The sequence below is a fragment of the Paenibacillus sp. P5_B5 genome (genome assembly GCF_056400365.1).
Genome location: NZ_JBFULK010000005.1, coordinates 173057 through 195820, shown reverse-complemented (window position 1 = coordinate 195820; position 22764 = coordinate 173057). Strand labels below are relative to the sequence as shown.

At 40.6% G+C, this 22764-nt stretch carries 21 protein-coding genes; 5 read left to right on the top strand and 16 right to left on the bottom strand.

The features are described from left to right. The first annotated feature begins 72 nt into the window (after nucleotides 1-72). Nucleotides 73-783 (top strand): DUF421 domain-containing protein, encoded by a 711-nt coding sequence (locus AC1DOK_RS08695; RefSeq protein ID WP_477553863.1) that lies wholly within the window; start codon nucleotides 73-75, stop codon nucleotides 781-783. 92 nt (nucleotides 784-875) lie between these two features. Here the strand turns inward: AC1DOK_RS08695 and AC1DOK_RS08690 are convergent, their stop codons facing one another. From AC1DOK_RS08690 to AC1DOK_RS08680, 3 genes are all read right to left on the bottom strand, one after another. Then, nucleotides 876-2033 (bottom strand): MGDG synthase family glycosyltransferase, encoded by a 1158-nt coding sequence (locus AC1DOK_RS08690; RefSeq protein WP_477553862.1) that lies wholly within the window; start codon nucleotides 2031-2033, stop codon nucleotides 876-878. A gap of 370 nt (nucleotides 2034-2403) precedes the next feature. Then, a complete protein-coding gene (locus tag AC1DOK_RS08685) occupies nucleotides 2404-3624 on the bottom strand; it encodes an ArnT family glycosyltransferase (RefSeq protein WP_477553861.1) in 1221 nt (406 codons plus the stop codon). Nucleotides 3625-3639: 15 nt separating this feature from the next. After that, complete coding sequence (locus AC1DOK_RS08680) at nucleotides 3640-4533, bottom strand: hypothetical protein (protein WP_477553860.1); 894 nt, start codon at nucleotides 4531-4533, stop codon at nucleotides 3640-3642. Nucleotides 4534-4722: 189 nt separating this feature from the next. On the opposite strand from AC1DOK_RS08680, the gene AC1DOK_RS08675 reads away from it, so the two are divergent. After that, complete coding sequence (locus tag AC1DOK_RS08675) at nucleotides 4723-5748, top strand: glycosyltransferase family 2 protein (protein WP_477553859.1); 1026 nt, start codon at nucleotides 4723-4725, stop codon at nucleotides 5746-5748. 2 nt (nucleotides 5749-5750) lie between these two features. Then, the gene (locus AC1DOK_RS08670) at nucleotides 5751-6188 is read left to right on the top strand and encodes a GtrA family protein (RefSeq protein ID WP_477553858.1); all 438 of its coding nucleotides are present in this window, start codon (nucleotides 5751-5753) and stop codon (nucleotides 6186-6188) included. A 44-nt stretch (nucleotides 6189-6232) separates the two neighbouring features. Here AC1DOK_RS08670 and AC1DOK_RS08665 read toward each other — a convergent pair whose 3' ends face one another. The 9 genes from AC1DOK_RS08665 to AC1DOK_RS08625 form a co-directional block, all read right to left on the bottom strand. Continuing rightward, entirely contained in the window at nucleotides 6233-6457 is a 225-nt protein-coding gene (locus AC1DOK_RS08665) for a DUF1128 domain-containing protein (RefSeq protein ID WP_477553857.1), read from the bottom strand. A gap of 69 nt (nucleotides 6458-6526) precedes the next feature. Further along, nucleotides 6527-7168 (bottom strand): TetR/AcrR family transcriptional regulator, encoded by a 642-nt coding sequence (locus tag AC1DOK_RS08660; protein WP_477553856.1) that lies wholly within the window; start codon nucleotides 7166-7168, stop codon nucleotides 6527-6529. Between the two features lie 51 nt (nucleotides 7169-7219). Beyond that, nucleotides 7220-7459, bottom strand: a complete 240-nt coding sequence (locus AC1DOK_RS08655) for a hypothetical protein (RefSeq protein ID WP_477553855.1) — start codon at nucleotides 7457-7459, stop codon at nucleotides 7220-7222. A gap of 30 nt (nucleotides 7460-7489) precedes the next feature. Next, nucleotides 7490-8131, bottom strand: a complete 642-nt coding sequence (locus tag AC1DOK_RS08650) for a YigZ family protein (RefSeq protein WP_477553854.1) — start codon at nucleotides 8129-8131, stop codon at nucleotides 7490-7492. Nucleotides 8132-8296: 165 nt separating this feature from the next. Next, complete coding sequence (locus AC1DOK_RS08645; RefSeq protein ID WP_477553853.1) at nucleotides 8297-9646, bottom strand: glucose-6-phosphate isomerase; 1350 nt, start codon at nucleotides 9644-9646, stop codon at nucleotides 8297-8299. 158 nt (nucleotides 9647-9804) lie between these two features. Next, nucleotides 9805-11793, bottom strand: a complete 1989-nt coding sequence (locus AC1DOK_RS08640) for an ABC-F family ATP-binding cassette domain-containing protein (protein ID WP_477553852.1) — start codon at nucleotides 11791-11793, stop codon at nucleotides 9805-9807. Nucleotides 11794-11995: 202 nt separating this feature from the next. Beyond that, complete coding sequence (gene tkt / locus AC1DOK_RS08635) at nucleotides 11996-14020, bottom strand: transketolase (RefSeq protein WP_477553851.1); 2025 nt, start codon at nucleotides 14018-14020, stop codon at nucleotides 11996-11998. 182 nt (nucleotides 14021-14202) lie between these two features. Continuing rightward, nucleotides 14203-15099, bottom strand: a complete 897-nt coding sequence (gene purU / locus AC1DOK_RS08630; RefSeq protein ID WP_477553850.1) for a formyltetrahydrofolate deformylase — start codon at nucleotides 15097-15099, stop codon at nucleotides 14203-14205. Nucleotides 15100-15149: 50 nt separating this feature from the next. Continuing rightward, nucleotides 15150-16277 (bottom strand): deoxyribonuclease IV, encoded by a 1128-nt coding sequence (locus AC1DOK_RS08625; protein WP_477553849.1) that lies wholly within the window; start codon nucleotides 16275-16277, stop codon nucleotides 15150-15152. A gap of 140 nt (nucleotides 16278-16417) precedes the next feature. Here AC1DOK_RS08625 and AC1DOK_RS08620 point away from each other — a divergent pair, with 140 nt between their 5' ends. Both AC1DOK_RS08620 and AC1DOK_RS08615 read left to right on the top strand, forming a co-directional pair. Next, a complete protein-coding gene (locus AC1DOK_RS08620) occupies nucleotides 16418-16864 on the top strand; it encodes a DUF2621 domain-containing protein (RefSeq protein ID WP_477554116.1) in 447 nt (148 codons plus the stop codon). Between the two features lie 230 nt (nucleotides 16865-17094). Continuing rightward, complete coding sequence (locus AC1DOK_RS08615) at nucleotides 17095-18444, top strand: dicarboxylate/amino acid:cation symporter (RefSeq protein WP_477553848.1); 1350 nt, start codon at nucleotides 17095-17097, stop codon at nucleotides 18442-18444. A 186-nt stretch (nucleotides 18445-18630) separates the two neighbouring features. Here AC1DOK_RS08615 and AC1DOK_RS08610 read toward each other — a convergent pair whose 3' ends face one another. From AC1DOK_RS08610 to AC1DOK_RS08595, 4 genes are read right to left on the bottom strand one after another with little or no spacing between them, the layout of a single operon-like run. Next, nucleotides 18631-20193 carry an HAL/PAL/TAL family ammonia-lyase gene (locus AC1DOK_RS08610; RefSeq protein ID WP_477553847.1) on the bottom strand — a complete coding sequence of 521 codons (1563 nt, stop codon included), beginning with the start codon at nucleotides 20191-20193 and terminating at the stop codon, nucleotides 18631-18633. Nucleotides 20194-20253: 60 nt separating this feature from the next. Next, on the bottom strand, nucleotides 20254-21009 hold the full coding sequence (locus AC1DOK_RS08605) for an IclR family transcriptional regulator (protein ID WP_477553846.1): 756 nt from the start codon (nucleotides 21007-21009) through the stop codon (nucleotides 20254-20256). A 45-nt stretch (nucleotides 21010-21054) separates the two neighbouring features. After that, nucleotides 21055-21687: an ABC transporter permease gene (locus AC1DOK_RS08600; protein WP_477553845.1), complete on the bottom strand. Its 633-nt coding sequence runs from the start codon at nucleotides 21685-21687 to the stop codon at nucleotides 21055-21057. A gap of 22 nt (nucleotides 21688-21709) precedes the next feature. Continuing rightward, nucleotides 21710-22690, bottom strand: coding sequence for an ABC transporter ATP-binding protein (locus AC1DOK_RS08595; protein ID WP_477553844.1), 981 nt, complete (start codon nucleotides 22688-22690; stop codon nucleotides 21710-21712). Between the last annotated feature and the right edge of the window lie 74 nt (nucleotides 22691-22764).

The following is a 22764-nucleotide window of genomic DNA, read 5'->3' as shown; positions in this document are numbered from 1 at the left end:
GAAAGAATAACAGTAACACAGCTTGGTAATTCTAATAAAGGGCTTTACCAAACTCATCCAAGAGGTGCAGCAATGAGTATATTCTTTGAAATTATTATTCGAAGTTTGATTGCTTTTACACTGATTATGATCATTGCACGTATTCTCGGCAAGCACACGATTACACAATTAACTTACAATGACTTTGTTTTATCCATCACGCTCGGTGCAATAACAGGGAACATCGCCTTTAATACAGCTATCAAATCACAGTATTTAATTGTTGCTCTTGTGGCATTCAGTCTTGCCGCATACACTGTCGCAAAAATTTCATTGAAAAGTCGAACCATGCGCAAATTGTTATCAGGTAGACCTACAATCTTAATAGAAAACGGCAAGGTTCTAGAAGAAAACTTACGAAAACTAACACTATCGATGGATACATTGAATCAAGAGCTACGAGAAAAAAACATTTTTGACATTGAAGAAGTAGAATTTGCTGTACTTGAGTTGAATGGTAAGCTATCTGTTCTTAAAAAACCAGATTACCGACATATTACACGCAAAGACCTCGCAATCTTAAGTGTAGACAAAAACAGCTTCCCTATCGAACTCATCATGGATGGGCAAATCATTACCAATAACATTCATCAAGATGGACTAAGTCCCAAGTGGCTTGATGAGCAGCTAAGTAAGAGGGGATTAAGCTTAAGCCAGGTTTTCTATGCGGTGAAAGGGACGAATGGAAATTTGCACTTTGATTTATATGAAGATCGGATCAAACATCCAATTAAAATGGAGTAAATATGACTCAAGACTGTGTAACAAAATAAAAGGATATCCGCTTGTACGAACATCCCCATTAATGATCATTTAATTAATGATATTATATCCAATCACATGACATAACGTTCTTCAAATTGCCGTGCTACTGTAGTATTAAGAACTAATTCAGCAAAATCAGTATCAATTGTTAGGTCATGCAGTGCTGCTAATTTAATCTTCATTCCACTAAGTAAAGCTTTATTACTTAAGCTGTAATTTAAAGTGAAGACTAATTCCTCAACTGAATCCGCCTTAAATGCAACACCTGAATCGAGAAGAAACCGCGCATTGTCTTCCTCTTGCCCAGGAAGTGGTTTATAAAGCAGCATTGGAAGCTGCATTGCCATCGCTTCTGATATGGTCAGCCCACCTGGCTTCGTAATCATTAAATCAGCTATCGCCATTAATTCATGTACGAAATCAATATACCCCATGATCACATAGTCGTGCTTTGAATGCTTCGTATCCTCTAATAGCTGCTGTCTCATTTTTTCATTACTACCACAAACAATTAGAAATTGAACGGTCTGTGCTATTTGCTCAAACTCATTAATTTTCTTCAGTAATTCGCCACCGAACATCCCACAACCGCCGCCCATAATAAAAACAATTGGCTTATTGGGATCAAGTCCATGCTTATGAATAAGTGAACAGCGATCATACGATTGGTTAAATTCTTGTCGTACTGGAATACCCGTTACTTCAATTTTATCAGGTGATATGCCCGATCGAATTAGTCCATCCCGAACAACCTCAGAGCCTACAAAATATTTATCCGTATATGGATATAGCCAATAGCTATGATCCGTATGATCGGTTATAACTGTCATCGTTGGAACTTTGGATAAACCACCAACAGCTTTAATCGCAGACATGGTGCCTGATGCAAGTGGGAACGTCGATACGACAACTGTCGGACGCTCATCTTGAAGCATTTTAAATAATCGGCTCATTCCTAACTTGTTGGTCTTCTTAAGTAATAGGGATAAATGATTCACTTCCCTTGTCTTGTTATAAATGTATCCATAGATTGAAGGAAACCTCTTAAGACTCTGTATGAAGAAATACCGTGATATAGAATGCATTAATGGATGAGCAAGCTCCATAAAGTCGATGACGATTACCTCTGCATTAGGATTACGATTATTTAAAAATTTACGAACAGCATTAGCTGCTTGCAAATGTCCATCTCCAAAGTTACCTGTCAGGATTATTATTTTCTCATTCATTTCCATTATCCTGCATCCCCTTCTTTGTCTTACTCTTGTCTCTATTGTATTCCTATTCAAGATAAAGCATAACAGACTCTTGGCCGGACAATTTCCCCTACTTAAGTCTAGTTTTTATAGTTCAAGCCCTTTTGGAGGCAAAATAGTTTAGCATAATAAATTTTATCTCGATTTTTAAATATCATACCATCATACCATCATACCATCATTTCTCATTTTTTATAAATTAATAAATTCCGGTCTTTATCATGTTCGATACTCTGATAAATAATGGTAATATTTACAATAATATCATAAATAATGAACGTAAGAAAACTGAACAAAGTCGCTAAATGATTACAATAAAAAAACCAGGCTCTCACCTTAGAGATTACCTGGTTTTGTGACTTTGTCTCTTGTTCAATAAATGAGTTATCCCCACCGCTGCAAATAACGCTAATAGTGGCATTAACACGACTGAATACCGTGAGTGAGCCAGATAAATCATATATAACAAGGAGAAATAAGCGAAGATCGTCATAAGTAGAATCGCCCCACGGTTTGTGCGGGACAACCATATCCCTATAGCTCCAAACACAAGTAGAATATAGTGCATGACAATTGGAACTAACAGTGGAATGTTTGCTATTGGTTTCCAGTAATAAACATCGCCCCAGAAGAAACTGAACTTACCTACAGTATACCAAGATAAATAAAGTAGAGGAGCTTCAGTAAAGCCTGTCTTTATCCGTTCAATGGCCCATTTCTTATCAAACTCATCATTCTCCCAAAGATTGTTCGTTTTATGCCAAGTGCGCTGCTCCTCAATAGGAGGAGTTCCATAAGGGAAGGTTCCCAGAAGAAGTGGATTTCCACCCGATTTCGTTAGTGGAATAAACTGCCCATCTGATACTTCATAGTTCCGTATCCACCACGGAGCAAGGAGTGCCACAAAAATCACTGCAGCAACAGTACCACACATAACAACCTTTCGCCACGGAATTTGCTTCCATATAAGTAATAGAAGTAAGAATATACCGGGCCAAAGAGCGATCGTCGGTCTTATATAGGTAGCAAATACCCATGCGAGCCCAAATGCGACTGCCCAAAGTACAGTTGGCTGCTCCTTCGCCCGCAGTGCACAATAAACAAGAATCATAAGTGCTAATACGAACAAAGCCTCAGTCAGAATAAAATTAGATACTAACCACAGTGGTAAGTAAAATGCGCTGATCCCAACAGCCCATAATGCGACACGTTCATTCCATATACGTTTGCCAATGACGTAGAGTAAATACAGCGAGAAGGTCATGATAAGCGTTTGAATGATCCGAATGGTTTGCTCGAGTACATAACCCTCTCCGACTAACTTCATTAACACAGCAATAAATGCTGGAAAAGCAGGCGTAATGAATACCGTAGGTCGATCAGGATCATTATAAGTAAATTCACCTGTGTCCAACCAAATTCTTGCTGTATTCAAATACGAAACATCATCGGAATCTAACATATATTGATGTCCATTCAAAATAATTACAAGTACTTTAAGCACAAATGATACAATCAGAATGCTCCATAGTATACCGCGATTGGAACGAAATAACGATTTCATAATTTCCTTTCTGTATTACAATGCAGCTAGGTACGCATCCAAATCAGTAACAGGAATAAGCTCCCACACCTCATGATGACGAGTTTCTTCACCACGTTTAAGGGTAACTAGCGGGCCAAGTGTTTCTACCTCAAGGAATTCAGCACATGAATAAATTTCAAGCGATGAACCATTGTCAGGATATACACTCTGAACATCATGATGATGCTGCTTACGGAATAGCACTTCGTCAACATGATAGCCTACCCAACCCTCTTCATTATTGGTTCCTAGTTTAAAAGGTCCTTCTGCATCTATACATTGTTTTACTTTTATGTATTTTTCACCMCATTGTAATCTTGTATCTGCCATATTGCAATAAGGCCAGAGTGAGATTGTACGATTAGGGAGTAAGCCCGTTTCGCGGCGTGCATGGGGTACAACTGCTACACCACCTGTTTTGACAACCGATAAAGCCCAAGGTGCTAGCTCAATTGGCCATGGTCCCATATTACGAACACCATGATTCACATGGACTTTGTCTTGATCAAAAACAATTTTGATTTCTTTTTGTACATTCGTCCAACATTCAATTGGAGCGCGTAGAATAACACCATCAGGAATGATTTCACAAGCTACATCTTGATGATCTGGATAGTAAGTTCTTGGCATTTCTTCTGGACTTGTCCATAATCGATGACCACCATACAATTTGAATGGTCCTAAGCCGAATACTTCTAATTCCTTCGCATCATTGCCTAGTTGTCTCTCTTCATCTACTTTGAGTACATTTATTCCATCTTTAAGACTAAAATGTAGAATTCGAGGACCAAATTCTAGCGAAGCAATTATCGTATAATGGTCATTACGAATTTGAACACAATTTCCCCATAACTCAGTTTGTACGGTTTCAATCACAACTTGACTCATTGTATTTACACACTCCTATGATTTCATGATGAAATATCTCAAGTATAATGCAATTAAAGAAATTAATATAGGATTGCTTGTTATAGGCAACTGCCATCTTGTCATTATTTGAGTTATAATATTGAGGTAGATAAAGACCAATTCGTAGCATTATTTATGATTTTCAACAAAGGATGGAGTTAAGTATTGATGATGAGCGATATATCTATACCTATTATTACCATTGTTGTACCTTGCTATAATGAGGAAGAAGTATTGCCTGAGACTGTCAAACGACTAGAATCCATGCTTCACGGATTAATTCAAGACAAGCTTATTGCTGACACCAGTACGGTGTTATTCGTCGATGATGGCAGTAGGGATCGAACCTGGGAACTAATCGAAGCTTTACATCGTACACATCCATTCGTGACAGGTTTAAAGCTTGCACGTAACAGTGGTCATCAGAGTGCACTACTCTCTGGATTAATGCAAGCGAAAGAATATTCTGATTGTGTGATTTCGATTGATGCTGATCTACAGGATGATGTAGAAGCTATTCGTAAATTTATCATGAAATATCATCAAGGATATGAAATCGTCTATGGAATAAGACGCAACCGCACAACTGATACCAAATTCAAGCGTGCAACTGCACAATCTTTCTACAAGCTCATGACAGGGCTTGGTGTACAAATACATTATAACCATGCAGATTATCGTCTAATGAGTAAACGTACACTTGAACATCTTGAAGAGTTCCGTGAGGTTAACTTGTTCCTTAGGGGAATCGTACCACTTATCGGTTTTCGTTCAACAGAGGTATACTATGATCGGAGTGAACGGTTCGCAGGTGAATCTAAGTATCCGCTTAAGAAAATGATATCCTTTGCTCTAGATGGGATCACCTCATTTAGTATTAAACCTATACGACTTGTATCATTAATTGGAATCCTGTTATTTGTCATGAGTGTTATAGCAACTATATATGCACTTATCAGCAAATTCATGGGAAGTACCGTGTCTGGGTGGACCTCAATTATGATCTCGGTCTGGTTCATTGGCGGTATACAACTCCTTGGTATCGGCTTAATAGGTGAATATATCGGTAAAATTTATAGGGAAGTTAAACACCGCCCACTCTATATTATCGAACAATTTCTATCAGCAGACAATAAACAAGCCAAGTATACACCAGCTTCACTAGAATCTGAATATGAACATTCCAAGGTATAGCCATGAGTAAACTACTATCCATGTTAAATGGATCGTTCGTACGTTTCTTGCTTGTTGGCTTACTAAATACAATCATTGGGTTATCGATGAGTTTTATACTTTTTAATGTATTTGAACTCGACTACTGGGTGTCGACCTTCGGTGGGAATACAGTTGGAGCCATTGCAAGCTATTTTCTCAATCGTAAATTTACTTTTAGGTCTAGTGTGTCCATAGCTTCCTCTTGGTGGAAGTTCGCGATTATTATCGTGATCTGTTATTTCATCTCTTATGGTGTTTCCTTATGGTTATCACAAATACTTTATGTTATATGGCCTAAGGCTTCCACTCAGCTCACTCATAACTTCGCTATACTGTTTGGAAACGGTATGTATACCATATTGAACTATCTAGGGCATAGAACGATTACATTCAGAACAAGACCATCAAATCAAGCATAAAAATAAGGCGATCATAAGATCGCCTTGTATGATTTCAAATGAAGTTACACCTTACGTAATTTACCGAGTTCCGAGGTTATCGCATCAATTTCTGAAATCGAAAATGAATTTTTACTGTTCACCATTTCATATAAATCTTTAAAGTCCTCGTACATCGCTGCATCAAAGTGAGCACCTGATATCGAACCGCCTGTAGCCATTCGTAGTTTTTTTTTGATTTCATCGAACATGAATGTAACATTTTCTTCGGACCATTTAGATAAATCCACTTTATTTCCACCCTCTTACCGTTATTATGCGTTTATTGTATCATGCTACAGTAGGATATAGGAAATTTATTAAGCAATTACATGATTGCGTAGTGGAATGCTGGGGCTTTTCTCGATACGGTTCACTTCAATCATTCCGCACAAGAATTGAATATGATCCTCTACAATATTCTCAATATCCACAAATTTGTACCCATAATAAATATTATAGGAAATAAAACCATGCAAGCTCATAAATAGATTCCACGATAAGTTTTTCTGCTCTGTTAGCTCTGTATTTAATTTACCCCCAGCAAGTTGTTTTAAAACCAGTGAGAACAATTCAAAGCATCTCGTTTGCTCCCGATTCGCATAAATCTGCAGCTCTTCATCACCCATCATATAGATCATCTCATAATGACGAGGATGCTCAAGACCAAATCTAATAAACTCAATCATCATTTTCTTAAGCAACACATGATTGGTATAAGCCGCTTCAGAAATAAGTCGACGAAGCCTGTATTGGAGCTCATTAAAATCACCGACTATAAGTTCATATAACAACTCTGACTTCTCTTTAAAATGATAGTATAACGCTCCATGACTGTAACCTAGTGACTTGGCAATGCTTCTCATCGTTAAAGCGCGATAGCCGCAAGTGCCGAATAATTCCCGGGCACTTGACAATATGCGATCGCGGTTAAGCTCTTCAGCAACAACTTTCCTTGCCATAGAATTACCTCCGCTCAACTATTCTCATAAATTTAGGGCTCAACACCAAAATTAGTGCTTGAAAAATTGTAATAGTGCCGATAGATGACCGCTGCGTGGACGGATTGTCCTTACGATCGCTGTTGCCCCCAGATTTCTTGATCGTATACCGCCTATAGCGGTAAAAATCCGGTGGCAAAGCATACGCTTACGAAGTAGTTTTCCTTCGGAAAACTTGTAGGCGAACGCTTCGCTTCTCCAGGACAATTCCGTCCCCTCCGCTACATCTACATATGGCTCTGTCTTTAGCAAGCACTGATTATGATTCAGAGCCAAATTTAGTTATGCTAAATTTTCTTGATGCGTTAAATAATGCTGTGGTCCCTGAACAATCAGACCCTGTCCCTGCGTTAAATCAGTTAACCAAAGAATGAATTGTTCAGCCTCTTCTGCTGTTGGATAACACACTAATGTTACTTTATCAGCGAATCGCGTCTCGCCCATCCTCGTATGCCGATTGCGCAGCTCATTCTCTAATTTACCTAGCCATGTATAATCAACTTCTATTAGTATCTCTTGATGAAGTACTTGTAAGATCGGCTCTGCAGCTTCTATACCAACAACTGCTCCGTCTGTATAAGCTCTAATTAGCCCACCAGCACCTAACATAATCCCGCCAAAATAGCGAGTCACAACGACCACTACGTTCTTTAAGCCTTTATGCTTAATAACTTCAAGTATTGGCTTACCTGCTGTTCCACTTGGTTCTCCATCATCGGATTGCTTCTGGATTTGATCCTGCTCCCCAATCATGTACGCAAAGCAATTATGTGTAGCTGACCAGTGTTCTTTCCGAATACTTTCGATGAATCGAATTGCTTCTTCCTCCGAATCAACTGGTCTTGCATGACCAATGAAACGCGATTTCTTAATCACAATCTCTGCTGAATTTTGCTGTTTAAGTGTTCTATATTGTGAAATCATAATCGACCTTTCCCTACGATCCATTTAATATATTTTACATAAATCAGAATATTATTGCAATGAAATTAAATAGTTAGAATTTATGATCTTAAAGTTATAAATTCTATATCACAAATAAAGCAGCTCATCCTCATGGAATGAGCCGCTTGGAATTTAATTAATAACTTACTTTTGTAAACGTGCTTCAAGTTCTGCTTTTTCCTTCTCAAATCCTGGTTTACCTAGTAGCGCGAACATATTCTTCTTATATGCTTCAACCCCAGGTTGGTCAAATGGATTAACACCCATCAAATAACCGGAAATCCCGCAAGCCTTCTCGAAGAAATAGACCATATAACCAAATGTATACGGAGTTAGTTCTGGCAATGTCACATTCAGATTAGGCACGTTGCCATCTGTATGAGCTAGCATTGTTCCCTGAGCAGCTTTCTTGTTAACAAAGTCCATTGTTTTACCACTTAGGAAATTAAGGCCATCCAGATTATCCGCATCTTTACCGATTACAATTTCTTCTGCTACTTTATCTACAGAAATGACAGTCTCGAATAGGTTGCGAGAGCCTTCTTGAATAAATTGACCCATGGAATGCAAATCAGTTGTGAAATCAACCGATGCAGGATAGATCCCCTTGCTATCTTTACCTTCACTTTCACCGAACAACTGCTTCCACCATTCGGATACATAGTGTAGGGATGGCTCGTAGTTTACGAGAATTTCAATCGCTTTACCTTTGCGATAAAGTACATTACGCACTGCTGCGTATTGATAGCTCTCATTTTCGCTTAGATTAGGATTGGAATATTTCTCACGTGCATCTGCAGCACCTTGCATCATAGCTTCAATGTCAATACCTGCTACCGCGATTGGTAACAAGCCTACAGGTGTAAGAACAGAGTATCTTCCGCCTACATCATCAGGAATGATGAAAGACTCATAGCCTTCCGCATCGGCAAGCTTCTTAAGTGCACCTTGGGAAGCGTCTGTTGTCGCGTAAATCCGTTTGCGTGCTTCTTCTTTACCATATTTCTTCTCTAGAACTTCACGGAAAATACGGAAAGCAATCGCAGGCTCAGTTGTAGTTCCTGATTTAGAAATTACATTAACCGAGAAATTCTTACCTTCCAATAATTGAAGCAAATGAGTTACATATGTGGAAGAAATATTTTGTCCTACAAAATAAATTTCTGGTGTCTTACGCTTATCCTTAGGCATCAAATTATAGAATGAATGTGATAAGCTATCGATTGCTGCTCTAGCACCAAGATAGGATCCACCAATACCAATGACAACAAGTGCATCAGAGTCAGATTGAATCTGCTTAGCTGCCTGCTGAATCCGTACAAACTCCTCTTTGTTATAATCAACAGGAAGATCGATCCACCCTAGATAATCGGAGCCTGCACCTGTCTTATTATGTAATTGGTCGTGTGCTGTTCGCACCTGATCTGTTAGATAGTCCACTTCATGTTGAGAAAGAAATGCAAGCGCTGGAGTGTAATCAAATTTAAGTTTCATGTTATCGTTTCTCTCCTTTTAGTCTCTATTTGTGATTTTTCTATAGCATACTTGGTCTGTATGAGGTTTGCAAGTGCAGCATTTCACATGAATCTAATTTCATTCTATATTCAGACAAACTTCATCATCGATTTTCTCCCGAAATCATTAGATTCTTATTAGATTCTGCCCTTACTTTGCTCAATTGCTTCAACCAGCTCATTCAAATAGGTCCAACGTTCCATTAACTCACTTAGCTTGGCTTCAAGCTCTTGTTGCTTTGCGGTTAACTCTTGCAGCAGTCCATAATCACTTCCTGCATTCCCTATTCCCTCATTAGCCTCCGCAAGTTGCTGCTCAGTAGCTGAAATATGATCATCGATTTCGTCAAATTCCTTCTGTTCCTTGAAGGTCAGCTTCAGTGGTCTACCTGGACTACGATCTCCAGCAGAGGCAGTGTTATTCACACTATGAGTAACAGACTGACTAGTTGACTGAGTTGCAGCTGTACCAGCGTTATTATGATGTTCTCGTTTCTCCGATTTACCCAACGCCTGCGATTCAGCTAATCGTTTTTTGCGGACATCACTATATTCAGCATAATTACCTACATGATAGACAATCTGTCCATCACCTTCAAAAGCGAAAATAGTTTCTGCTGTCCGGTCGAGGAAGAAGCGATCATGTGATACCGTAATAACTGCACCAGGATAGTCTTCTAAATAATCCTCTAGAACAGTCAGTGTCTGGATATCAAGATCATTCGTCGGCTCATCAAGCAGTAGTACATTCGGAGCCTCTACTAAAATACGTAATAAATATAACCTGCGCTTCTCACCGCCCGACAGGCTCGAGATGCGAGTCCCTTGCATACCAGAAGGGAATAAGAACCGTTCGAGCATCTGTGAAGCGCTTATTACTGAACCATCCGATGTACGAACATTCTCCGCGGCTTCTTTAATATATTCAATTACGCGTAAACTATCGTTCATTTGCTCATTTTCCTGTGAGAAAAAACCAATCCTTACTGTAGGCCCAATATCAATTGTGCCTGAATCTGGTGTGATCCAGTTCGCGATCATTTTGAGAAGTGTCGATTTACCTTGTCCATTCTCACCAACGATACCAATCCGATCATCCCGCTGGACAATATAACTGAAGTCACGAATCACGGTACGATTGCCGAATGTTTTGTTCACATGATCAAGTTCAATTACTTTCTTACCAAGCCTACTCGCTGATAGCGCAATATCGACGTCGCCACCACGGCTCTCTGGCTTTGCCGCTTGTAGATCTTCGAAACGATCAATCCGTGCCTTCTGCTTCGTTGTACGTGCTTTGGCACCGCGGCGAATCCATGCTAATTCCCTGCGATATAGATTCTGACGCTTATCTTCCGTAGCAGCCTCTAGCTTAAGGCGCTCTGCCTTCTGCTCTAAGAATGTGCTGTAATTACCGCTATAGTTATACAGCTTGGCATTATCAAGCTCAACAATACGGTTAGCAACACGATCCAAGAAATAACGATCATGGGTAATCATTAATAACGCACTTCTACGCTTCGCAAGGAACGATTCCAGCCAATCAACTGTATCTGTATCAATATGGTTGGTCGGTTCATCCAGAATAAGTAGGTCCGCTGGGCGAATCAGTGCACCTGCAAGGGCAACACGCTTACGCTGTCCACCAGATAATGTCTCCATCTTCGCTTCAGTATCATCAATTCCAAGCATCGACAAAATCTTCTTCGCGTCGCTTTCCACTTGCCAAGCATCTAAGGTATCCATCTTCGTAGTCAATTCCATGAAACGCTGCTCTAGCGCTTTATCCACTAGTCCCAAATTAATCAATTGAAGGGCAGATTCATACTCTCGAAGTACTTCCATAATAGGTGAGTCACCACTGAAAATCTGTTCAAGTACCGTAGCCTCTCCATCAAATGCAGGATTCTGTGGTAAATATTCAATTGAAATCCGATTCCCCACTGCAATATTCCCCGCATCAGGCGGCTCGATCCCTGCAATAACTTTCAATAACGTAGATTTACCTGATCCATTTATACCAATTAATCCGACCCGATCGGTCTCATCCATACTGAATGCGACTCCGTCGAACAACATTTTCACTCCATAGCTTTTACTTAATCCTTCTGCTGTCAAAATATTCATATGCTCACATCCGCTTCACACACACTCCCGTGAATCAAGCGGTTTCACCTTCCTTTATCAAATGAAACTCCTTCTAGAATACCACAAATTCAGGGGTAAATGCGTGGGTGCTCAAGGAATCATCATTTCAGGCTAACTAGCCTTGGGCACAAAAAATACGGTTTAGCCCTATTCATAGGCTAAACCGCATTTTATATTCAACTTATTTAAGTAAAGCTTTTACTTTAGCGGCTACATTCTCAGCGGTAAAGCCGAATTCACGAATCAAGATATCACCAGGAGCAGATGCACCGAAGGTGCTAATTCCAAGGATATCGCCTTGATCGCCCGTGTAACGTTCCCAACCGAGCGGATAAGCCATTTCTACTGCGAGGCGTTTCTTCACGTCAGGCAATAGGACGGAGTCCTTGTATGACTGTGATTGCTTCTCGAATAACTCCCAGCTTGGCATGGATACAACGCGAACATGGATGCCTTCTTCAGCAAGCAGCTTCTGAGCAGCAACACCGTGTTGTACTTCGGAACCAGTCGCAAGAATCATCGCATCAGGGGTTGTACCTTCTGGTGCGTCAGCAACTACGTAAGCACCCTTCTCAAAGTGCGTACGAGCGTACTTCGCAGAGCCCTCAAGGTTAGGTAATGCTTGGCGAGTAAGTACTAGTGCCATTGGTCCATCTGTATTCTTCAAAGCATAACGCCATGCTTCACTTGTTTCATTCGCATCAGCAGGACGCAATACTGTCATGCCTGGAATAATACGCAATGCTGGTAGCTGTTCAATTGGTTCATGAGTTGGACCATCTTCACCAACACCGATTGAATCATGCGTCAATACATAAATGACAGGTTGCTTCATAAGCGCAGCTAAACGAACTGACGCGCGTAAGTAATCGGAGAATACGAAGAAAGTCGCTCCATATACACGCAGACCACCATGCAAGCTCATTCCGTTTAGAGCGGTACCCATTGCGAATTCACGCACACCAAACCAGAGATTACGACCCGCATAATTCGTTGCATGGAATGGGGACTCACCTTTAATCTCAGTATTATTAGAAGAAGCAAGGTCAGCAGAGCCACCAACTAACATCGGCAATTTCCCAGCAATCGCATTGATTGCGTTACCTGATGCTGCGCGAGTTGCTATACCTTTATCGCTCGGTGAATAAGTTGGTAAATCAGCATCCCAGCCTTCTGGCAGCTCGTTACTTACAGCTGTGTTAAACTGCTTTGCAAGTTCTGGATGTGCATTCGTATATTCAGCTAGCATCGCTTTCCAAGCATCTTCTGCCTTAGCTCCATTAACCTTCACTTGTGCATAATGCTCACGCACATCTTCTGGTACATAGAAATCTGGCTCAAGCGGCCAACCATAGAATTCTTTGGTAAGCTTAGTTTCTTCTTTACCTAGTGGAGAACCGTGTGGTCCAACATGACCACCTTTACCGCCTTTATTCGGTGAACCAAAACCAATGGTTGTCTTAACTTCGATCAGGGTTGGACGAGTTTGATCCGCTTTCGCTTCATCAAGCGCTTTGGAGATCGCTTCAAGATCATTTTCCCCTTCAACACGAAGAACTTGCCATCCGTATGCATCAAAGCGCTTCGCTACATTCTCAGAGAATGCCATGCTAAGTTCGCCATCTAATGAGATATCATTTGAATCATAAAGCATGATTAGCTTGCCCAGCTTAAGATGTCCCGCCATGGAAGCTGCTTCTGAAGCCACGCCTTCCATCATGTCACCATCGCCGCAAATTACGTAAGTATTATGGTCAACCACCGGATAGCCTTCACGGTTATATGTCGCACTTAAATGAGCTTCTGCCATTGCCATACCAACTGCCATACCGACACCTTGACCAAGTGGTCCAGTTGTAGCATCTACCCCTGCAGTATGACCAAACTCAGGATGCCCAGGTGTACGGGAACCCCACTGACGGAAATTCTTAATATCATCCATTGTTACATCATAACCACACAAGTGTAGTAGGCCGTACAACAACATGGAGCCATGTCCTGCAGATAAAACGAATCGGTCTCGATTAATCCAGTTCGGATTTACTGGGTTATGCTTCATGTGCTGTGTCCAAAGTACATAAGACATTGGAGCTGCACCCATCACGATACCAGGATGTCCGGAATTTGATTTCTCAATCGCATCAATTCCAAGTGTTCGGATGGAATTTACCGCTTTTTCTTGAATTGTTTTTATCGTAGTTGTCATAGTAAATAAACTACCTCCTACTAAGAATAAATTATACTTTTAATTATGACTTATTCGCCATTTTATCATTTACTTTTGGACTTTGCTACCATAAAGCATTTACTAACTTTAACGATTACCATTTTCCCCCTGAATCCAGAAGTATAGTTCACCCAAATTCAGACATTCCTAAATTCGATAAACTAATTAAATACTACCGTTTTATTATCATGCACAAGAACGCGATCCTCCACATGCCAGGAGACTGCACGAGCCAAAACGGTACGCTCAATCGTTCTTCCGATCCGTTTCAGATCATCCACTGAATTCCCATGATTTACACGCTGTACATCCTGCTCAATAATCGGTCCACCATCTAGCTCCTCGGTTACAAAGTGAGCCGTTGCGCCAATAATTTTGACTCCACGATTATAGGCTTGTGTATAAGGCTTACCACCGACAAATGCCGGCAGGAAGGAATGGTGAATGTTAATGATTTGATGGTTATAGTGTGCAATAAACCGAGGCGAAATAATCTGCATATACCTTGCGAGAATGATCAGATCAACTTGACCCTCTAATAGCTCCAAATGTCTACTCTCAGCTTCTTGTTTCGTTGCGGCGGTCACCGGTACATGATGATAGGGAATTCCGAATGGTTCAACAAGGCCCCTCATATCATCATGATTGGAGATGACCATCGTAATTTCTGCATCTAAATCACCTGCACGCCAGTGCCACAATAACTCAAGTAAGCAGTGATCTTCCTTCGAAACAAAAATAGCTAATCGTTTCTTATAACTAACCGGTAGTAGCATCCACTCCATTGTGAACTTCTCCGCGACTTGTATAAAATCACTTTTGAGAGCTGCTAGATGATCACTAAGATTAGGTAAATCAAATTCGATGCGCATAAAGAACATGCCGCCTTCAGGATCCATCGTATATTGATCAGATTGGACGATATTTGCTTCATGCTCATACAAAAAATGTGATACAGCCGCTACAATTCCCGGGCCATCAGGGCACGAGATTAACATCCGCGCCCGATTTGAAGTCTCGCACTGAATCTGCGGTCTGTTGCTTAATTTATTTTCCATTTCTCTCTCTCCCATTAAAAATTAGGCCTCATCTAAAGGTTCAATTACTATTAAGCTTCCTTAAGGGCTGTCTGACCTGCTAACCACACCGTTAATCGTTGATTAATTTGTTCTTCTGTAAGCTCTGAAAATATTCTATGTTCTACGATCCAATCGTACAGACGTTCGAGTGGCTCACGACCATCTGCTTTCTTAGCTTTGGCATCTGTTTTGAGCAATTCCCATGTATTCAATACATAATCTCTGTGATGAAATCCTTCTTTATCAGCAAAGAAGGCAAGCTTCTCAACATCCTCTAAGAAAGAACCGCCGAATCTCTCCTGTAAACGATCGCTTAGCAGTGCAATCTCAACTTCATACATAGGACGCTGAGTTTTATCATTTTTGCCGATCCAAGGTGTTTCTAGAATCATAGGTAAATGACGAAGTCTCTCGTTATTAACGATGGCTTGCATCGCATCATAACCTATATAGCCTGATCCAACGGGTGTATGACGATCTTTCCCTGCTCCTCGTGGATTCTTGGAATCATTCAAGTGTAGTAAGGCTATTTTGTCCAAACCGACGACTCGATCAAAATGGTCCATTACGCCTTCAAGATTATTCACAATATCGTATCCTGCATCATGAACGTGACATGTATCGAAGCACACGGTCAATCTATCATTATATTGTACCTTGTCCATAATTTCGGCAAGCTCTTCAAAGCTCCGACCGATTTCAGTCCCTTTGCCTGCCATTGTTTCGAGGGCAATATTCACATTCGTATCCTTGCATGCTTCAAGCACCTGATTCAGGCCTTCGGCAATTCGATTAATGCCATACTCTGCATCTTTATCTGTGTAAGCTCCAGGATGCAGAACAATATTACGTACACCCAAATAATCTGTGCGACGAATTTCTTGTTGCAAGAAAGATACAGCTAATTCAAAAGTAGATTCCTTATATGAGCCAAGGTTGATGATATAAGGAGCATGTACCACAATCTCATTGATTTGGTTGTCCTTCATCACTTTCAAGCCTTCTTCGACGTACTGCTCTTCAATTGGCTTGCGTCTTGTATTCTGCGGAGCTCCCGTATAGATCATAAACGTTGAAGAGCCATAAGTAATCGCCTCTTCTGCTGCGTTTAATAACCCCTTGTCCGAAAATGAAACATGTGATCCTATTTTTAACATTTAGCTTATACTCCTTTATATCCGAATCATTATTCACAATTGTACTCTGAAAGTTGCAATAATGCCAGATTTAAGGTCCCAAAGGGATTGGGTTTTACAGGACTTTCTAGTATAATGATTCAGGTGAGGTGAAAATAAATATGGTACCAGATATTAGTGACGGTTTCGGATGGATTACTTTCTTTTGGGGTTTTGTTTTACTTTTTTTCATGTCGATTGGTGGATTTTTTATGTTCCGCAAGTTTTTGAAGGTGCTACCTAAAGCAGATGGTAAATCTAAGCTTGATTGGCAGAATCATTATGTCGAGGCTTCACGGCACTTATGGACAGATGCTTCCAAAGCCATGCTAGATAAACTGGTTTCACCTGTACCTAATGCATTCCGCGATATTGCACGTCATTCAATCGCAGCCAAGATTGGCCAGGTTGCTCTTGAAGATCATGCCAAATCAGTTACAACTGATCACTGCATTCGAGGATACATACTTGCTACTCCTAAACGAGACCATAACTTTCTAGTTAAGTTTCTAAACCAAGAGGGCATCGACTACAGTAAATACAAAGAATATTTAGAAGTCACTAAATAAATGAACAAGCACGAATATTTCAAGAAGCTGTCAATCCAAACTGTGCCAAGCACAATGCGGGATGATGGCTTCTATTCGTTTATAGAGCTTCATAAAATAAATTGAGTTTACTGAATCATAAAAAAATATCTTGACATTCAACCCTACTCGTAATAAATTTAATTCCAACAAAACTAATTGGTTTTAACGGAATAAAGCCATTTGTACTAAAAATCTAAGGAGGGCTTAACATGGTTTATTTAACTTGGGGTGTAGCTATTATTATTCTAGTTGGTTTGTACTATTTAAGTAGAACGAAAGTAAGCTTTGGCTGGCGTGTCCTGCTTGCCATGATTCTCGGTGTAGCAGTTGGATCAATTTTTGGCAAAAATGCAACAGATATCGGCCTATTTGGAACTGCTTATATCAATTTAATTAAAATGATCGTAATTCCGCTCGTATTCACTTCCATCATTTCTTCCATCACGACACTGACAGATCCAAAACAGCTACGCACGATTGGTACCAAAACAATTGCACTTTTCATTGGAACGACAGCAGTTGCTGCTACCATCGGACTCATCATCGCCCTACTACTTAATGTAGGTGGTGATTTCCCTCAAAGCACCGTAGCTGGTTTCGAGAAACGCGAAGTGCCTGTATTCTCTAAAATTATCACGGATAACATTCCATCCAATCCGATTAATGAAATGGCAAACGGCAAAGTGATTCCCGTTATTATCTTTGCAATCTTCATTGCGGTTGCAATCATTGTAGCAGGAGCAAAAAAGCCAGAATCGGTAAAACCAGTGAAAGATTTCATTAACTCGTTCGTTCAAATTATGTTCCAAGTGACCAAGTTTATCATTAAATTAACACCTTATGGCGTATTCGGATTAATGACCGTAATGGCATCTAAATACGGGCTAGATTCCTTAAAAGGATTAGTTGGCGTAACCATTGCCGTGTATGGGGCTTCACTCCTACACATGATTATTACTTACGGTAGTCTAGTAACCTTCGTAGCCAAGGTAAACCCATTACGCTTCTTACGTAAAATTTATCCTGTTATTGCAGTTGCATTCACAACGCGTAGCTCCTATGCAACTTTACCTGTTAACCTAGAAACGATCACGAAACGTGTAAAGGTATCTGAGCGAGTAGCTTCATTTGTTGCACCGCTTGGCGCAACTATTAATATGAACGGTTGTGGTGGATTGTATCCTGCAATCGTTGCAGTCTTCGTTGCCAATGTCTACGGAATACAGCTTGGTTTTGTTGATTACTTAATCATTATTGGAGCGGCGGCAATCTCATCGGTTGGAACCGCAGGCGTACCTGGCCCAGCTTCGATATCTACAACTGTCGTACTCGGCGCAGCAGGTCTTCCGATTGAAGGAATGGCACTTGTACTTGGTATTGATGCGATTCTCGATATGGCGCGTACTGCTGTCAACGCTACAGGTACAACAGTATCCGCTCTAGTAGTTGGTGTATCAGAGAAAGAATTCGACCGTGAAGCCTTCAACCTTGTTGGCCAAGATGAAGAGCTTGATAACTACAGCTCTGGAAGTAAAGGTAAGACTGGACTTAGTGTTTAATGAGATGATGTAATATTCAAAAATCATCCGTCAGTAATTGGCGGATGATTTTTCCGTTTACCTGTAACGGGATCTTTGGCGATTACGATCGCGGAGCTGATATAAGACCCAGCTTCTTAAGCAAGTCTAGTGCTGATCTCATATCCAGCCCGTGTGTCATGTCTGGTTCCCTCCTCACTTCTAATCTTAGGTGAGTCCATCTGTTAAGCGACCGGCTTTTACGAGTTCGATCATGGCTTGAATATCTGCCAATATATAACGATCCTCCCACATTGGCTCAATCGATTCACGAATAATTTGGTATGTTCGTGCGGTTCCTTTGCCTAAATGTAAACCGTTCATTTGAACAGAAATTACGTCTATTGCTTGTGAAGCACATAATAACTCTATTGCTATCACCTGCTCCATATAGTCGATCAAGCTTAAAGCTTTACGGACAGCCCCCATTGCCATGCTGTTGTGATCTTCTTGATTACTTTTGGCTGGAATAGAACCGATACTTGCTGGAGTAGCCAGTATTCTCATTTCTCCTATAATCGCTGTCGTATTCGCGTGTGTGAGAGAGAAACCATTATTTAAACCTGCTGACTTGGAAATTAGATTTGCAGGGAGACCATAGCTCATAATTGGATCTAGTAATCTAGCAGATCTCCGTTCTGAAATTACCGCTAGATCTGTCATCACGATACCAAGGAAATCCATTGCATAGGCTAAGTGAGCACCATGATAATTCCCACCACTCAAGCTTTCAAACTGAGAACCATCATAGAATATTAGAGGATTATCTTTAGATGCGTTCATCTCACGCGCAAGAATAGATTCGACATACTGAAGCACATCCTTAATCGCACCGTGGACTTGTGGGGTTGATCTTAGACTTACAGCATCTTGTACTCTTGGCTTCATTTCGCCTAGACGTTGTCTGCCAATTGGTGTGATCCATTCGCTTCCTTCTAGCTGATTCCGAATAAACGTTGCCGTTTCCTTTTGTTTATCAATATTGTTCAATTCATGTGTCCTAACATCAAAAGCAGCTAACTCGCCTCTTGTTGCTTCTAAATTAAGTGCAACTGCCACATCTGCTAGCGTACATAGATTTTCTGCCTTATATAAGGCATATACAGATGCTGCTAATACCATGGTACTACCATCAATCAGAGCCAAAGCTTCCTTAGCTGCTAGATGAAATTCGGGAATGATATGCGCTTTACTTAATAATTGAGCTGCACTTCCCTCCTCACCTTGATAGCGAACACGCCCTTCATCGGCACCAATTAAACAAAGTCCAATATGCGCCATCGGTTGCAGATCGCCTACACCTAATGAGCCAATTTGAGGAACTAACGGACATACACCATTATTTAACAGCTCCAAAATACGCTCTATAAACTCAACTCTGACACCAGAATTGCCTCTGCAAAACACATTCACTCGGATCAGCATTGCAAGTCGAACGATCGTTTCAGGGAAATAGGGACCGAGTCCTACCGCATGAGAACGTAGAATCTTTTGTTGAAAATTACTTTGATCCTGTTCTTCTACAACAAAATCCTTTAATTTACCCAAGCCCGTTGTGATGCCATAAATCACCTTTTTTTCTTCCACCAGCCATTTTTCAACAGTCGAACGATATAGGTGAACTCTATCCTTAGCCTTCGATGAGATTTGGACTTGGATAGATGGATTTTCAATAAACTCAGTTAATTGCTTATACGTTAGTGTCTCTCCGTCAAGAATGATTGTTTTCATCTGAATAGACAAGGCTGGATTCCCTCCAAAATGAGAAATAATAAGTGATAAGTGATTATTTTAGAAAGATAATTTGGATAACTGAACCATTCGAGTCGTAATTTCATCTGCTGCTTTAATAACAGCTTGAATAGTCTGATTATTATCTCCGCTTGGCATTCGCACTGTTGGTCCACCAACTGTAAGCGAAGCAATCACTCTTCTGCTAGCATCAAAGATCGGTGCTGCTACCCCAAAAATATAAGGATCCACCTCACCAATAGTGAAACTATAGCCAAGTTCTCTTGTTTGCTCTAATTCTGTATATATGCTTTTTCTTACTTTGTCGTCACTACTTGTTTGCAGGAGTACCTGTTCGATTACGCGATTGGTTTCAAAAGCTAGGATTGCCTTACCTGATGCACCTCGGAATAGCGGCATTGTTTTACCATTCTCTATCGATAATCGAATCATATGACGTGTTTCCACATGCTGAACACAAACAACCTGCATACCTGCCTTCACACAAAGCAGTGACGATTCATTCGTCTGTTCGGTAAGCTTCTCCATAATAGGACGAGCCACGTTGAATAGTTCTCCATCCGTTTGTTGATGCAAACTACGGGCTATATCGAGAATCCGTAAACCAAGCCCAATCTGACCGATTGATTTACGCTCTACGATTCCCTTACGTTCTAATGTCTGTAATAACCGATAAGCAGTACTCTCAGGAATGGCAACCTTAGTTGCAATTTCGCTGACCGTAAGTGTCGTGTCTGCCTCAGTTAAGGCGAATAAGATATCAAGTGCTCTTTCTAATGTCTGGGTACCGTTCACCATTTCACCTCGTAATTTATCTTAGCTACAACAACCTTTAGGAGATTATAACTCTCCCTTCGCTTTGAGAAGTGTTCTTCTCTCTAGCATTAATAAAGTTTGATTTGCAGTAATTGCCAGCAAGGATACAAAGATTGTACCCCACATCATCTTAGGCATATGATTCTGATATAATCCTTCAAATAAAATAACGCCAAGTCCACCTGCATTTATCCAGGCCGCAATCGTTGCAATTCCGATCGTTGATATCGTTGCAATTCTAAGTCCTCCAAGAATGATAGGAAGTGCAAGTGGCATCTGGATTTTCCAAAACAATTCTAGGCTACTCAGCCCCATACCTTTACCCGCTTCAACAATTGCAGGATCGACAGATTGGAATCCAACCATCACATTACGGACTAGAATTAATTGACTATACGCCACAAGTGCAAAAATCGCTGTCTTTGCACCAAGCCCAATAAGCGGGATGAGAAAAGCAAACATCGCAAGACTTGGGATCGAATAGAGAATACCAAGCACGGAGAGCACGGGTACAGAAGCCCACTTATAGCGTGACAACAGGAGACCGACAGGTATGGCAATAGCTAAGGCAATAGCAAGTGTAGCTACAGTTAATATAAGATGCTGCCAGAGTAACGTGAACATACGATCATAGTATTTTAATAAAAAATCAAACATGCTGGATCACCTGCCTTTATCATCACGAAGCAGAAACAGATTTACTCTTAGCAATATACGTTTTTAACTGTTCTAATGCGATATATCCCACTGGTGCTTGATGTTCATCCCTAACGATAACCGAATCAGATGTGCCATTTAAGATATGGGTCAGCACTGTTTTCAAGTTCTCATCTTGGTGTACGCTTATCTCCGTATCGCTAACCATAGTATCTAGAGGAGACATCACATTCTCAGCTCTCATCAGGCTTAAATGCTGTAAAACATCTTCAGAATGAACAAGCTGACTAACAAAATCATTAGCTGGTTTAGTGACAATATTTAATGGCGTATCATATTGTTGAATGACGCCTTCATTCATAATCACAATTTTATCCCCAAGTTTAAGCGCTTCCTCAATATCATGCGTAACAAACAAAATCGTTTTATGCAGCTTGCGCTGGATTACCAGCATTTCATCCTGTAAGCTGCTGCGTGTAATCGCATCAATAGCTCCAAATGGCTCATCCATCAGCATGATCGATGGATTACCTGCCATCGCACGTGCGAGACCGATCCGTTGTTGCTGACCACCAGATAACTGCCGAGGATAGCGCTTTCGAAAATCCGCAGGCTTCAAGTGGACTAGCTCTAGTAAATAATCAACACGTTCAGCGATTTTATTCTTATCCCAGCCAAGTATTTTGGGCACTGTTGCTATATTATCTTCGATTGTCATATGGGGAAACAGTCCAATTTGCTGGATGACATAACCGATGCCTTGACGTAATTCGTTAATCGGTAGCTTAGTGATGTCCTGTCCATGCACCAGAATTCGGCCAGAAGTTGTGTCATAGATTCGATTCACCATTTTGAGCAAAGTTGTTTTACCACAGCCGGATGCACCTAGAATGGTGACAAAGCTTCCTTCTTCAATGTGTAGAGTTGTTTCATTTACGGATGGTTTCAGAGCCTTTGGGAACTGCTTAATCACTTTATCGAATACAATTGCATCATTTGGCACATCGTTCACCCCCAGCTTATAGAAGAATCTCAGCTGTCCTCAGATTTCAGAACGAGAACAGCTGAATTAACAAT

Bases quoted from the DNA above. Each gene is read 5' to 3' on its own strand.
- AC1DOK_RS08695 (WP_477553863.1), top strand. From the start codon at position 73: ATGAGTATATTCTTTGAAATTATTATTCGAAGTTTGATTGCTTTTACA.
- AC1DOK_RS08690 (WP_477553862.1), bottom strand. From the start codon at position 2,033: ATGAATGAGAAAATAATAATCCTGACAGGTAACTTTGGAGATGGACAT.
- AC1DOK_RS08685 (WP_477553861.1), bottom strand. From the start codon at position 3,624: ATGAAATCGTTATTTCGTTCCAATCGCGGTATACTATGGAGCATTCTG.
- AC1DOK_RS08675 (WP_477553859.1), top strand. From the start codon at position 4,723: ATGATGAGCGATATATCTATACCTATTATTACCATTGTTGTACCTTGC.
- AC1DOK_RS08670 (WP_477553858.1), top strand. From the start codon at position 5,751: ATGAGTAAACTACTATCCATGTTAAATGGATCGTTCGTACGTTTCTTG.
- AC1DOK_RS08660 (WP_477553856.1), bottom strand. From the start codon at position 7,168: ATGGCAAGGAAAGTTGTTGCTGAAGAGCTTAACCGCGATCGCATATTG.
- AC1DOK_RS08650 (WP_477553854.1), bottom strand. From the start codon at position 8,131: ATGATTTCACAATATAGAACACTTAAACAGCAAAATTCAGCAGAGATT.
- AC1DOK_RS08645 (WP_477553853.1), bottom strand. From the start codon at position 9,646: ATGAAACTTAAATTTGATTACACTCCAGCGCTTGCATTTCTTTCTCAA.
- AC1DOK_RS08640 (WP_477553852.1), bottom strand. From the start codon at position 11,793: ATGAATATTTTGACAGCAGAAGGATTAAGTAAAAGCTATGGAGTGAAA.
- tkt (WP_477553851.1), bottom strand. From the start codon at position 14,020: ATGACAACTACGATAAAAACAATTCAAGAAAAAGCGGTAAATTCCATC.
- purU (WP_477553850.1), bottom strand. From the start codon at position 15,099: ATGGAAAATAAATTAAGCAACAGACCGCAGATTCAGTGCGAGACTTCA.
- AC1DOK_RS08625 (WP_477553849.1), bottom strand. From the start codon at position 16,277: ATGTTAAAAATAGGATCACATGTTTCATTTTCGGACAAGGGGTTATTA.
- AC1DOK_RS08620 (WP_477554116.1), top strand. From the start codon at position 16,418: ATGGTACCAGATATTAGTGACGGTTTCGGATGGATTACTTTCTTTTGG.
- AC1DOK_RS08615 (WP_477553848.1), top strand. From the start codon at position 17,095: ATGGTTTATTTAACTTGGGGTGTAGCTATTATTATTCTAGTTGGTTTG.
- AC1DOK_RS08610 (WP_477553847.1), bottom strand. From the start codon at position 20,193: ATGAAAACAATCATTCTTGACGGAGAGACACTAACGTATAAGCAATTA.
- AC1DOK_RS08600 (WP_477553845.1), bottom strand. From the start codon at position 21,687: ATGTTTGATTTTTTATTAAAATACTATGATCGTATGTTCACGTTACTC.